We start from the raw sequence: 12,948 nt of genomic DNA on the forward strand, positions 1-12,948 counted from the left end.
GATAAAATTGGAGTTATGTTCGATATATTTTTGATTGATCAAATGAAAACGCGAGGGTGTTCCGTTCTTTGCGTTTTTTCACGTTCATAAAATTGAAAATTCTGTCTTTTTTTAAAAAAGAAGAAGGAACTGAATCATTAAAAGAGAATTAGTATAAAAACGTCACAAATTAGACACAATTATAATGCGCATAGTATAGGGGCTATAAGTTTACTCTCGAGGAGGTAATGAAACGTATGAAAACGATTCTTGCTGTTGCTGGTCTCATTTGGGTAATGTCTCACGGTTTTCCGATTTTTGAAGGGGAGCAAATTCGTAGTGCATTAAATAAAGAGTTTAATGATTATCATATTATTGATCGAAAAGATAATGTCGTTACGGTGCGTGTGAAAGATTGTTTCCATACAGTTACGGTTGCTAATGGGAATGTTACAGATGATTCAAAAATGTGTGACAAAAGGTAACAGAAAGAAGCTGACTCTAGCGTATCGCTCTAAGTCAGCTTTTTTTTCGTTTTCCAATAAGAAGTTTTTCAAATGCCTCGACAAATACATACATAAGAGTTGCGAGGACGCAAGTGAGCAATACACTGAGTAAGACGAGTGTGAAGTTAAAGACTTGGAATCCGTAGCTAATTAAATAGCCAAGTCCTTGTTTAGAAACGAGGAGTTCCCCGAAAATAACACCGACCCATGATAAGCCAACATTCACTTTTAACGTTGAAATAATTGCAGGGAAAGATGAAGGGAGAATAACGTGTTTATAGCATTGCCATTTATTTGCGCCAAATGTGTCCATGACCTTAATATAGTTGGAATCGACTTCTTGAAATGCGCTGTAAATAACGAGAATGGTAATGATGATGGAGATGATTACCCCCATTGCGATAGAGGATGAAATATTTGGACCGAAAATAACAATGATGATTGGACCGAGTGCAACTTTTGGCATTGCATTTAGGACGACGAGATAAGGATCAAGTACGCGGGCCAAAAGTGGCATCCACCAAAGGAGAGTAGCAATAATAGCTCCGAGTACAGTTCCGAGAATGAAGCCTACTCCTGTTTCAAGTAATGTCGTCCATATGTGAATCCAAAGTGAACCGTCAATCCATTTCGTTAAAAAGAGATCCCAAATACTTGAAGGAGAGCTAAAGAGTAAAGGATCAATCCATTCTTTTTTACTAGCTATTTCCCATAGTGCAAAGAAAAGAACAAGAAGTACAAGTTGTAAAGAGCGAGCTAACCATGCATGTTGTCTTTCTTTTTTCCGAAACTGTTCATGTAGTTGTTTTATATTATCCAAGTCGCTCCAACTCCTTCCATATTTCTTGGAAGAGGGATGGGAAGTCATGGTGGTGGCGTGCTTCTAACGGCGATAAGGAACGGATACTTTCTGGGACAATGAACGTTTTTGCAATTTTCCCAGGGTTCGCCTGCAGCAAATAAATACGATCACTCATCGCAATTGCTTCTTCAATATCATGTGTCACAAGTAGGGATGTTTTCTTATAGTTACGTAGTAATGTGAAGACGAGATCTTCTAGTTTTAATTTTGTTTGATAATCAAGTGCGGAAAATGGTTCATCTAGCAATAAAATTTTTGGATCGGTCGCTAATGTTCGAACGAGTGCAGCGCGTTGGCGCATACCGCCAGATAGTTCACGTGGGTATTGCTGTTCTATATCATATAGGCCGACTTGTTGTAAAAGCTTTAATGTATGTTCTTTCGTATTTTCATCATAAATCTTTCGAATATGAAGTCCGAGCATAATATTTTCTTCAATTGTTTTCCACGGAAACAAGTAATCCTGCTGGAGCATATAGCCCATAGATGGGGTCTTAGTTGTAATCGGTTCACCATCTAAAAATACGATACCTTCAATTGGATCAAGTAGCCCTGCGATGATGGAGAGGAGCGTTGTTTTTCCGCAACCACTTGGGCCAAGGATTGAAATGAATTCCCCTTCTTCTACGTGCAAACTCATATCTTCAAGAATAAGTTTGGCATTTTCTTTTGCAAAAAAGCAGTGAGAAACGTTACGTATTTGTAAAAAACTCATATATTTCGCCTCTATTTCTTAATGACGCTTTCAGCAATTTTTGTATTGACGAGCGCTTCATGTGGAACTTCTTTTTGTAATTCACCAGATTCTTTCATAATCGTTTGGAGCTGTTTCCATTCTGCATCATCTAATAATGGATTTGTCGCATAAGAGTGTTGTTTTTTGTAGCGCTCAATTACTTTCACTGAAATGTCTTTTGAAGTGTCTTTAAATAGTGGTGAAACGGCCTCTGCAATCTCTTCTGGACTATGTGTATCAACCCATTGCTGCGCTTTATATAGTGCGCGCGTGAATTTTTCTGCAGCAGCTTTATCTTTCTTTAAGAAACTTTCTTTTGCCATAAACGTTGTATAAGGAACAGTACCAGATTCAGCTCCGAAAGACGCGACGATATAACCTTTTCCTTCTTTTTCAAGTATACTTGCAGTCGGTTCAAAGAGCTGTACAAATTCTCCTGTACCAGATGCAAAGGCATTTGCAATATTAGCAAACTCGATATTTTGAATTAAGTTCGTATCTTTGCGAGGGTCAATGCCATTTTTCTTTAAAACGTATTCTCCAACCATTTGCGGCATGCCGCCTTTACGCTGTCCTAAAAACGTAACACCCTTTACGTCATTCCAATTAAAAGAGTTTAATTTTTTACGTGAAACTAAAAATGTGCCATCTGTTTGTGTAAGCTGTGCAAAATTAATGACAGGATCTTTTGCTCCTTGTTGATGAACATAAATAGACGTTTCTGAACCAACGAGCGCAATATCAATTCCGCCAGATAAAAGGGCGGTCATCGTTTTATCTCCGCCAGCTGTTGTTTGTAAGTCAATATTTAAACCTTCATCTTTAAAAAATCCTTTTTCAATTCCAACATATAATGGTGCGTAGAAAAGAGAGTGGGTAACTTCGCCAACGCGAATTTTTTGAGCTTGTTCTTTCGTACTTTCCTTTGTACTACTACAAGAAGCGAATGTGAAAACAGCTAGTAACATGATGCAAAAAACGGTTATTAATTTTTTCACTATATGACACCTCCTAGAAGTCAATCTACAAGCATAATATGTAGGTAAGTGCCCATATGTGAGTATAGATAGCAGGAATTTTTTAGGGAATAAAGAAGTACAAATATAAGGGGTGATAAAATGGATTATGAATACGATGATAGCGTACATTTACATCTTGATTATTTCGGAACTGAATGTGATATGGAATCGATTGCTTATAAGAGGAAGCATGAAGACGTGTGGGATGTGTATTTTAATTTTGGAGTATACGGTATTCAGAAAGATGATGTAGGGGCAGGAATGTTTATGGACGAATATGCCGGTTATTACGTTTTTTCTGTACATGCTCGTGATTTGAGCTGGGAATTTGGAAGTGCTCAGTTTGAAGAGTGGGTGTTGAGGAACCGTATAGTAGAAAAAACGCTGCAAAAATAGGGAGGAATTTCGTGATTGGATTTCTCATTTTATTATTATTTGCGTAACTGGAATTTACATCATGCATGTGCTTACTTACCGATTTGCAAAGAAAAATATTCATAAATATAAAAGATTGAAATTGGTTCATATGTGGTTAGATATGACTATGAAAAAGGGTCCGAGATTAGATTTTTTTGATTTTATCTTTATAGTAATCGTAAGTATCATATGGAAAATATGGATGCTTCCTCTTGTATAGTAAACATGCTAATCATTTCATCATTTTTCCCGCTCATAATAAATAACGAAAAGAACCTGTCACATGACAGGTTCTTTTGTTATATGGGAAATTCAATGTATACGACAAATTACGACAAGGGGGTTCATACATATTTGTTACTCTATTAAAGGTCATTATTTGTAATGTATATATAGGAGGATTTTTTAATGTTAAAAAAATTAGTATTATTTTTACTTACAGGCTTATGTGTAGTTGCTTTAACAGCTTGTAAAGATGAAGAGGAAAAGCTGAAAGCAGCGGAAGAACAGAAAATAGATGAGAAGAAAATTGAAGAAGATAAGAAGGCTGAAGAAAAGCGCAAGCAAGAAGAACAACAAAGAGTAGAGGAAGAAAAACGTAAGCAAGAAGAACAACAAAGAGTAGAGGAAGAAAAACGTAAGCAAGAAGAACAACAAAGAGTAGAAGAAGAAAAGCGTAAGCAAGAAGAGGAGCAAAAAGTAGAAGAAGAAAAGCGTAAGCAAGAAGAGCAACAAAGAGTAGAGCAAGAGAAACGTAAGCAAGAAGAGCAGCAAAGAGTAGAAGAAGAAAAACGTAAGCAAGAAGAGCAACAAAGAGTAGAAGAAGAAAAACGTAAGCAAGAAGAGCAACAAAGAGTAGAAGAAGAAAAACGTAAGCAAGAAGAACTACAGAAGGCTCAGCAACAGCATTCTGCACAACAAGAGAGAACACAAAAACAAGAAAAAACAACACAAGCAAAAGATGGGAAACCGACAAGATCACAAATTTCGGTTGGTTCACATGTAGTTATTCAATTAGATAAAGATTATAGTAAAACAGTGAGTGGTGTTGTGAAAGATATTTTAACAAATACAGAAACACATACGTACGGAATTAAAGTTCGATTACAAGATGGACAAATTGGCCGTGTTCAAAGTGTTGGATAAATAAAAAAGAGGTCGTCCATTTTTGGACGACCTCTTTTTTATTATGCTTGGTTAGTGCGGAAAAATGGAAGCTTCTGCACAGCGTAAACTAACCCATATGCAAGAATTAAGCACATAAGAGGGTTAATGAAAAATCCGTAGCGATTAATTGCTAAGAATAAGTTTGAGAAGATGATGTAAATAACAGAACTTGCTACTAGCATCATAACGCGTTTATGTTTAAATGAATTTAGCATGCAGCAGAAACTGCTCAAGAATGTGCCTATGATGAAGACTTTATGACACATTTGCATAAATTTATGAATATGGTATTGGTCTACAGCAGGAGCTGTTTTGAATAATTCAATTGTTTTACCAACAGTGAACCACGAGAACCAATATGTAAAGTCCGTCTTAAATCCATTTTTGATTAACTCTTTTGCGTATGCATTTTTATCCTCTAAGCCCTGGGCTTTCATTTGGTTAACTACATTTTCATAGCCAATTTTGTTAAATGGATCTGCACCGGCAATTAATGGGTCCGCACCTTGGGTTGAGAATAAGATAAATTGATTGAACGCTAAATAGTTACGAACAACCCAGGCACCGATAATAAAGAATGGGCCAATGAGCCATAATAATCCAATTCGAATTGAGTCTTTAAATCCATATGTGAACAAGACGACAAGAACAGGAATGAGCATCATTGGAGCTGGATTTGGACGGAACATAAGTAAAATGGAAACGACAATTCCGAACCATATATGGAATTTTACTTTATTATATTTCCATGCGAGAACAAATACATATACACTTAACGTTAATAAGAATATTGAAGGAACTTCGGTTAATAACGTACGGAAGTATGTATAGTTACTTGGATAAATAGCATATAAAATACTTGCGACAATTCCATAAATATTCTTTTCAAATAACTCTTTTCCTATTAAGAATACTAATAACACTGTGCCGAGGTTCAGTATCATATTAATGACGGTTGCCACGTAATAGTAAGGAAGTGATGTAACATCAGAAATAATCATAGCGCCAGCTAATAATAGTGGCTGACCTGGTGTGATGTATGCATTTTTCCCAGGAACTTCACTAGGCTCCATATAAACATATCCAAAGACACCGTGTTTTAATAGCTGTTCAGCTGTTAACGAATAGTTGAACGCATCATATGCACCATATGTTACTTTGACTACCTCTCCATTTAATCCTGGCTGTTTTACTAGACAAAAAACATGCAACAGAAAAGAAAGCGCCAAAATTACATATAACGCTTTAGGCAAATTTTTAAACTTATTTAACAAAAATGAGCAGCTCCTTTTTTATTAATTCTTTCTTATTTTCATGATAAAACCCCAATAGTATTAAGGCTTTCCAAAACATAGTTATTATATCATAAAGTGGAGCGTAGTAATTTGATTTTTCAATACTCCATAGTTTGAATTCCAAAATTTAACTGATTATTAAGGGATAATTAAGAAAATATATTTATAGTAAAAGTAAGCGGGAAGACGAAATACACGTTATATGTTATTTTTAGAGAAAGTATTTTTAAGATGCGGGGTGAAATTAATAGATAGAAAGGAGAGAATGAAGTGAAGTATGGTTCCACACTTTATCATCTTCCGAGAAGGAATATATTAATTTCTACCATGTTAAGTGGCATGGTGACCTTACTAGTAACAACTGTGCTGTTTATGATTTTAAAGTTTTTTAATTTAGATATGATTAAAGGTATTTTTAATCATAAGTTGATTTTAAGTAGTATGATGATTTTAATATGGGGTGTAATATTATATTTTGCGCGTTCAAATGAAAAAGGGACGTTCATAATTAAATCGTCCCTTCGAGTGTATCTTATATTATTTTTTATAGCTCATGTAGTAACTTTATTTTATATTGTATTACAAGTTAATATGGACTTCGTAGAAGCGATGAATTGGATTTACAATTATAATATGCAGTTTATATTTAGCTTACTAGTAATTTATGCACTATATGTTTTTGTATATAGTGTGCTAGGGAAAATTTTTCTGAGTGTTATTTTAACGAGTTGCACGTTAGTCATTTTAGGTATTGTAAACCATTTAAAGCTTATTTTTAGAGGGGACCCACTATATCCTTCTGATTTTACACAGATTGGACATATGCAATCTGTTATACCAATGGTGATGGATTATTTTAGTTGGGGTTATATTCTTCTCGTTATTGTAATTGTTGTTGCGTGTATTTTGGCGGGTATGTATGTGAGGAAGTATATTCAAAATGTAAAAGTTCATGCAGGCGTACGAGTTCTATTTATAATAGGATCCGTTTTTATTTTATATGTGTATGGTAATTTTACGAATACGTTTATGAATAAATGGTTTCAAAAGTCAGGTATAGAGTTCGTTTTGTGGAATCAAAATGAAAATTATGCTTCGAATGGTTTTGTGCTAGGCTTTATAAGTAATTTAGATACGACAGTCATTGAAAAGCCGAAAGATTATTCAAAAGAAAATATGCTTCAAATAGCAAACGATGTAAAGCAACAATATAGTAGCAATATAGGGACGCAGAAGCAAAAAGAGAAACCGAATATTATTTTTGTAATGAGCGAGTCGTTTTGGGATCCAACGAAATTAACGAATCTTTCCTTTAGTGAAGATCCTTTACCTAATTTGCATCATTATATAGAAAGTTTTCCTGGTGGACAAACTATTTCTCCTACATTTGGAGGAAATACTGCGAACGTTGAATTTGAGGCGTTAACGAGTTATTCAATGAGTTTGTTAAAGCCAGGATCTATACCATATCAGCAAGTCGTTACAAGTAAGATAGAAGTTCCATCTATTCCTCGAGCGCTGAAAAAAGAGGGGTATTACACAAGCGCTATTCATTCGTTCGGTCGCTCATTCTTTAAACGTGATGATGTATATAAAGTGTTAGGATTTGATAAGTTTAATGCACAAGATACGATGGAAAATGTAGAAGTTGATGGAGATTATATTAGTGATTTATCTATGAGTAAAGAGATAATAGCTGAATTAGAGAAGCAAAAACAACCTACTTTTATTCATGCAGTTACGATGCAAAATCATTTTCCATTTACAGAAGGAAGATTTGGCGAAAATCAAATTGAGATTAGTGGATTAGAAAATGAAGAATCGAAGGCTGAATTAGAGACTTATACAGAAGGTTTAAGACGTTCAGATGAAGCTCTTCAATATTTAATAGAGCAACTAGATAATTTAGATAGACCTACATTACTAGTATTCTTTGGCGATCATCTCCCATCACTAGGAACAAATAAATCTCTTTATAAAGAGACTGGTTATATAACAAATGAAAAAACGCCAAGTGAACGATTAGCGATGGCACAAACGCCGTTATTAATGTATGCAAATTTTGATATACCAAATGACAATTTAAGCTTAGTAAGTCCAATTTATTTTTCAAATCTTGTCTTTGATTATGCTGGATTAAATAAGGTACCGTTCTATCAATTTTTATCGAAGTTATATGAAGAAATTCCCGTACTTCGTGATGAATTGAAGATAGGAAAAGACGGAGAAGCAATAAAAAGTTTAACAGCGAAGCAAAAAGAAATGTTAAAGCAATATGAGTTTATTCAATATGACTTACTCGCCGGAAAGCAATATAGTAAGGATATATTATTTAAATAAGCGAAAAAAGAACTTGTATACGATACAAGTTCTTTTTTCATAGTATTTAACGGGATAACCAGACAAGCTAGGTTTAGGGAGTATTACTTGTACATTTAGTATAAATTAAAATAGAATCGGTTTAATAATTGATTTGTGAGAAGTATGTGAATTTTTCATTTAGTATATAATTGGATAATTTGTTTAATGCGTAAAAAAACTCTTTAAGGTTTCTAAGAGTTTTTTTATCTAGATATATATTGAAATTTCAGAAAAATAAGTTGCGATAAAGTTGTGTGGTAATTTTAAAAAAAGAATTTGCCATTTTGGCAAATTCTTTTTTGTTGAGGAGGCATTGTTAATTTGTTATGAGTTTATAAATTTAATAAGTTCTTTATTCAATTCATCAGCTTGATCGATTGGAGAGCCATGACCGCTATTTGTAAGAGGATATAGCTCAGAGTTTTTAATGCGTTCTTTTGTTAACTCAGCACTTTTGTAAGGGATGAGTTGGTCGTGAACACCGTGGAATATTTTTGTTGGGACGTTAATTTTACTTAAGTCCTTCGTTACGTCTTCGTTTGCAGCAGCTTGCAAAATTTTGATGAGAGCATAAGAAGCGGACTGCATACCGAGATAAGAAAACCATTCTAACGTGGCAGTTCCTAAGTTTCTATTAAAAAATGATAAAGATACATCATTAAGAAATTTAGGTAAATTCGCATACATTTGAGCAATCAGGGCATCTGCTTGCTCTTTCGGTACGCCGTAAGGGGATTGTTGGTTTTTTACGAAAGAGGGGGAGACGGCATCAATTAATGCAAGTTTAGAAATACGGCGACCGTTATAACGTGACATGTATCGAATAGAAAGAGCACCGCCGACTGAGAAACCAACTAATGTAGCATTTTCTATTTGAAGTGCTTCTAATACAATTGCGATATCATCAGCTAAACGATCATAAGTGTAACCGGTCCATGGTTTATCAGACTGTCCGTTTCCTCGTATATCCATGGCGATGCAGCGGAAACCATGTTGTGGTAAGATATTAAATTGATATTGGTACATTTGATGATTTAAAGGCCAGCCGTGTACAAAGAAAACAGTTTTACTGTCAGGACCTGGGTTCATATCTTGCACAAAAATGTGTACATCTTTTTCCACTGTAACGAACATGACGTATCCTCCTCATACATTTTAATAGGCTCTTTCCCAAAATCGCTGTTTTGTCATTGCCTGAATAAATTCATTCGCAAGTAAGGTAGGGTTTTGTTCTGTTATAACGCCAGGTTTTCCTTCGATGTTTAAAGATTGAATAATAGTAGTTCCATTTTTGAAAGCGCCAATTGGCTTAAAGTGATTATACGATTCTACGACAAAAGAACTTGCTTTGTTAAGAAAATGATCATCAATATTTCCACCAATAAGAAGTAGCCCATCATAAAGAAGCGGTGATCCTGTTAAGAAAGTATCATTCACTTCCCACTTTACATTTTGAGAGCCTTGCACAAAACCTAATCGTTCGGAAATAATAACGGGCTGAAGACCGGCTTGTTTGAATTGATTTATAATATATTGTGCGTTTTGACCGTCATATCCGTTTGCGACAATGACGCCTACTCGTAATGTATTTGGGCTGAATGTTGTATGTTCCATACTTAGTGCTGGTGAGGATTTTGTAACATTTGATTCTTGAACATTTGGCACTGTTGCTCCGACTGCTTCAGCTACTAAAGTAGCTAATTCCGTACTTATATGACCAATCATATCTACGACTTGTTGGCGAACTGATTTACTTTTTACTTTGCCTAATTCAAAGGAGAAGGCCTGTATAATATGGGTTTTTTCGACGTGGCTCATACTATTCCAAAATAAACGGGCTTGTGAGAAATGGTCTTTAAAACTAGCGGCTGTTTCTCTTATTTTATGTCCAGAAACAGTAGAAGGATATGTAACGAAACCGCCTTTCGTACCAGGTACAGTAAAGGGAGAGTTATTAGCTAAAGAGTTATTATGGTAAGCGACTTTTCCTTTATCAATTATATATTTAGACGCACCATCTCTTTGATTGTTATGAAAAGGACATACCGGGCGGTTAATCGGTAACTCTTGATAGTTTGTACCGACGCGGGCTAATTGCGTATCTGTATAAGAAAAGAGTCTACCTTGTAAGAGAGGATCATTTGTAAAATCGATACCGCGGACGATGCTTCCAGGGTGCAGTGCGACTTGTTCTGTTTCCGCAAATACGTTATCGACGTTCCGATTCAACGTCATTTTTCCGATGATTTTAACAGGGAAGTCTTCTTCTGGCCAAATTTTCGTTGCATCTAATATATCGAAATCGTATTTAAATTCGTCCTCTTCTTCTAAAATTTGAACGCCAAGTTCGTACTCAGGGTAGTTTCCAGCATTAATATTTTCCCATAAATCACGGCGATGGTAATCCGGATCAGCACCGCCTAGTTTTTGAGCTTCATCCCAAATTAACGAGTGAACGCCAAGTTTAGGCTTCCAGTGGAATTTTACGAATCGTGACTTTCCGTGTTTATTAACTAAGCGGAATGTATGAACGCCGAACCCTTGCATCATTCGAAAACTTCTCGGAATTGTACGATCAGACATAATCCACATCATCATCGCAGCTGATTCTTGATTATTGGCGATAAAGTCCCAAAAAGTATCATGTGCTGTTTGCCCCTGGGGAATTTCATTATGTGGCTCTGGTTTAAGAGCATGAATAAGATCCGGAAATTTAATACCATCTTGAATGAAGAAAATCGGAATGTTATTACCCACTAAATCGAAATTTCCTTCCTCTGTATAAAACTTAACAGCGAATCCTCGTACATCTCGGTTCGTTTCATTTACACCTTTTGATCCAGCAACTTCAGAAAAACGAATAAAAATAGGTGTCTTTTTAGATGGGTCTTGTAAAAAATGAGCCATTGTTAAGTCTTCTAAAGAATCATATAGCTCAAAAATACCATGTGCTCCGTAACCGCGGGCATGAACGACTCTTTCAGGAATTCGTTCACGGTCAAAATGAGCGAGTTTTTCTCGCATAAGGAAATCTTCTAAAAGTGTAGGACCACGATCGCCGGCGGTTAAAGAGTTTTCATCATTTGAAATTTTGACACCCGTATTCGTCGTCATCTCTTTTCCTTCATTGTTTTTCGTAAAGGATTGTAACTGTTCTGTCTTCTTATTTTCACGACCATCCATATAAAGCACCTCCCATATTATACGTATTATTGTTCATGGTTTTTATGCTTACATATGGCCTGAAGAAGTATATTATCTATGGATTGATTTTCCTCATTTGTTCAATTTATCTTTGTTTGTCTATGAAAATCATTTATTATAATAAATGGTATTCTTTTGAAGGGGTGTTGAAGTGGGAGAGAGTTTTCTATCAGCTAAAGAAGAAAAGAAAAACGCTAAGATTTTCTTATGGGTAATGCATGTTATTTTAATTGTATACGAGGTTGCATACGCGATTATATTAGAAGATACAATGCCTTTAGGAAATTGGCATAAAGTGATATGGAAGCTTGCATATATTATGGCTATATTAGGTATTAGTGTTTACTTATTTGAGAGAGGAAAAGCATATTTAGTTAAATATACATATTTATTTGCATACATAATCGCAGAGATTTTTAATATTGGATGGTATGCTTTTCATAATACAATAGCATTTGATGAAGGGAATGTAATTGAATATATTTTCATTTTCTTCGTACCGATCTTTTTGAGTAAAAGATATTTATTTGTCTTAGCGCCATTTCTTATAGGGAAATATATGATATACCTATTTGTATTTGGAGAACTTAACCTGTTTATGTCTCTTGTTATAAATATGGTGTTACTTTTCGTGTCATTTATTATTTTAAATCGATTTTTACAATATCTTTCAGCAGTAAAGGGACGTATTGTAGAGGCAAGTCAGTCACAAAAATTGGCGGTTATCGGAAAAATGGCAGCGACAGTCGGACATGAAATTAAAAACCCACTTGCTTCATTAAAAGGGTTTACGCAATTACAAAAAGAGAAACACAAAAAAGATGCAACATATGAACAAATGATTCTCGAAATCGAAAATATGAATAATATGATTAGTGAATTAATGGAGGTTGCTACATGTAAACCTTCTGTTTATGAAAAACACATTGTAAGTGATGTTTTAGTACAAGCGGTAGAAAATATGCGCGAAAAAATGAATGAGTTAAATATAAATTGCACCTTTAATGAAGAGCAAAATAGAAGTGAAATTGAATGTGATAAACGCAAATTAAAAGGAGTATTTTTGTATGTTATTAAAAATGCTTTAGAGGCAATGGAACATGGCGGAACATTAAAAATACAAGTTGAAAATAAAAAAAGAGATTATGTAACAGTAAGTATAGTAGATAGTGGTTTTGGGATAAAAAAGGATAATTTAGGACGAGTTAAGGATGCTTTTTATACAACGAAGCAAGATAGAATTGGATTAGGTCTTACGGTAGCAGAGCGAATTATGACAGAGCATCTTGGAGAATTACACATTTCTAGTGAAGTAAAGAAAGGAACGAGAGTAGAAATATTGCTCCCGAAAAAATGTGAGCGCAATGTGACACAAGATTAAGAGGTGTTGTTAAAGGAGTTA

12 protein-coding genes are annotated in these 12,948 nt (G+C 34.9%); 6 read left to right on the top strand and 6 right to left on the bottom strand.

The window, feature by feature from the left end; all coding sequences use genetic code 11:
• The first annotated feature begins 236 nt into the window (after positions 1 to 236).
• The gene (locus tag MKX77_RS00545; RefSeq protein ID WP_002089142.1) at positions 237 to 464 is read left to right on the top strand and encodes a hypothetical protein; all 228 of its coding nucleotides are present in this window, start codon (positions 237 to 239) and stop codon (positions 462 to 464) included.
• A gap of 34 nt (positions 465 to 498) precedes the next feature.
• Here the strand turns inward: MKX77_RS00545 and MKX77_RS00550 are convergent, their stop codons facing one another.
• From MKX77_RS00550 to MKX77_RS00560, 3 genes are read right to left on the bottom strand one after another with little or no spacing between them, the layout of a single operon-like run.
• On the bottom strand, positions 499 to 1,305 hold the full coding sequence (locus MKX77_RS00550) for an ABC transporter permease (RefSeq protein WP_131232038.1): 807 nt from the start codon (positions 1,303 to 1,305) through the stop codon (positions 499 to 501).
• Positions 1,298 to 2,062, bottom strand: coding sequence for an ABC transporter ATP-binding protein (locus tag MKX77_RS00555; RefSeq protein WP_215554511.1), 765 nt, complete (start codon positions 2,060 to 2,062; stop codon positions 1,298 to 1,300). Before MKX77_RS00555 ends, MKX77_RS00550 begins: the two co-directional genes overlap by 8 nt.
• Positions 2,063 to 2,073: 11 nt before the next feature.
• The gene (locus MKX77_RS00560) at positions 2,074 to 3,081 is read right to left on the bottom strand and encodes an ABC transporter substrate-binding protein (protein WP_341305538.1); all 1,008 of its coding nucleotides are present in this window, start codon (positions 3,079 to 3,081) and stop codon (positions 2,074 to 2,076) included.
• A gap of 120 nt (positions 3,082 to 3,201) precedes the next feature.
• On the opposite strand from MKX77_RS00560, the gene MKX77_RS00565 reads away from it, so the two are divergent.
• The 3 genes from MKX77_RS00565 to MKX77_RS00575 all read left to right on the top strand — a co-directional run bounded on the left by MKX77_RS00565 (position 3,202) and on the right by MKX77_RS00575 (position 4,665).
• Positions 3,202 to 3,498 carry a DUF3986 family protein gene (locus MKX77_RS00565; protein WP_341305539.1) on the top strand — a complete coding sequence of 99 codons (297 nt, stop codon included), beginning with the start codon at positions 3,202 to 3,204 and terminating at the stop codon, positions 3,496 to 3,498.
• Positions 3,499 to 3,559: 61 nt separating this feature from the next.
• A complete protein-coding gene (locus tag MKX77_RS00570; protein ID WP_445819098.1) occupies positions 3,560 to 3,739 on the top strand; it encodes a hypothetical protein in 180 nt (59 codons plus the stop codon).
• Between the two features lie 188 nt (positions 3,740 to 3,927).
• Positions 3,928 to 4,665: a YwbE family protein gene (locus MKX77_RS00575; protein ID WP_341305540.1), complete on the top strand. Its 738-nt coding sequence runs from the start codon at positions 3,928 to 3,930 to the stop codon at positions 4,663 to 4,665.
• Between the two features lie 41 nt (positions 4,666 to 4,706).
• Here the strand turns inward: MKX77_RS00575 and MKX77_RS00580 are convergent, their stop codons facing one another.
• Positions 4,707 to 5,960, bottom strand: a complete 1,254-nt coding sequence (locus tag MKX77_RS00580; RefSeq protein ID WP_215554504.1) for a glycosyltransferase family 39 protein — start codon at positions 5,958 to 5,960, stop codon at positions 4,707 to 4,709.
• Positions 5,961 to 6,251: 291 nt separating this feature from the next.
• Here MKX77_RS00580 and MKX77_RS00585 point away from each other — a divergent pair, with 291 nt between their 5' ends.
• Positions 6,252 to 8,321, top strand: a complete 2,070-nt coding sequence (locus MKX77_RS00585; protein ID WP_341305541.1) for an LTA synthase family protein — start codon at positions 6,252 to 6,254, stop codon at positions 8,319 to 8,321.
• Between the two features lie 345 nt (positions 8,322 to 8,666).
• On the opposite strand, the gene MKX77_RS00590 is transcribed toward MKX77_RS00585, so the two are convergent.
• Positions 8,667 to 9,476: an alpha/beta fold hydrolase gene (locus MKX77_RS00590; protein WP_341305542.1), complete on the bottom strand. Its 810-nt coding sequence runs from the start codon at positions 9,474 to 9,476 to the stop codon at positions 8,667 to 8,669.
• Between the two features lie 21 nt (positions 9,477 to 9,497).
• Positions 9,498 to 11,525 (bottom strand): catalase, encoded by a 2,028-nt coding sequence (locus tag MKX77_RS00595; protein ID WP_341305543.1) that lies wholly within the window; start codon positions 11,523 to 11,525, stop codon positions 9,498 to 9,500.
• Positions 11,526 to 11,697: 172 nt separating this feature from the next.
• Between MKX77_RS00595 and MKX77_RS00600 the strand changes: the two genes are divergently transcribed.
• A complete protein-coding gene (locus MKX77_RS00600) occupies positions 11,698 to 12,927 on the top strand; it encodes an ATP-binding protein (RefSeq protein WP_341305544.1) in 1,230 nt (409 codons plus the stop codon).
• Positions 12,928 to 12,948 lie beyond the last annotated feature (21 nt).

Source organism: Bacillus sp. FSL R9-9410 (assembly GCF_038050385.1).
GTDB lineage: Bacteria > Bacillota > Bacilli > Bacillales > Bacillaceae_G > Bacillus_A > Bacillus_A cereus_U.

Coding starts and splice junctions, on each gene's coding strand:
- MKX77_RS00545 (WP_002089142.1), top strand. CDS start 237: ATGAAAACGATTCTTGCTGTTGCTGGTCTCATTTGGGTAATGTCTCAC.
- MKX77_RS00555 (WP_215554511.1), bottom strand. CDS start 2,062: ATGAGTTTTTTACAAATACGTAACGTTTCTCACTGCTTTTTTGCAAAA.
- MKX77_RS00565 (WP_341305539.1), top strand. CDS start 3,202: ATGGATTATGAATACGATGATAGCGTACATTTACATCTTGATTATTTC.
- MKX77_RS00570 (WP_445819098.1), top strand. CDS start 3,560: ATGCATGTGCTTACTTACCGATTTGCAAAGAAAAATATTCATAAATAT.
- MKX77_RS00575 (WP_341305540.1), top strand. CDS start 3,928: ATGTTAAAAAAATTAGTATTATTTTTACTTACAGGCTTATGTGTAGTT.
- MKX77_RS00590 (WP_341305542.1), bottom strand. CDS start 9,476: ATGTTCGTTACAGTGGAAAAAGATGTACACATTTTTGTGCAAGATATG.
- MKX77_RS00595 (WP_341305543.1), bottom strand. CDS start 11,525: ATGGATGGTCGTGAAAATAAGAAGACAGAACAGTTACAATCCTTTACG.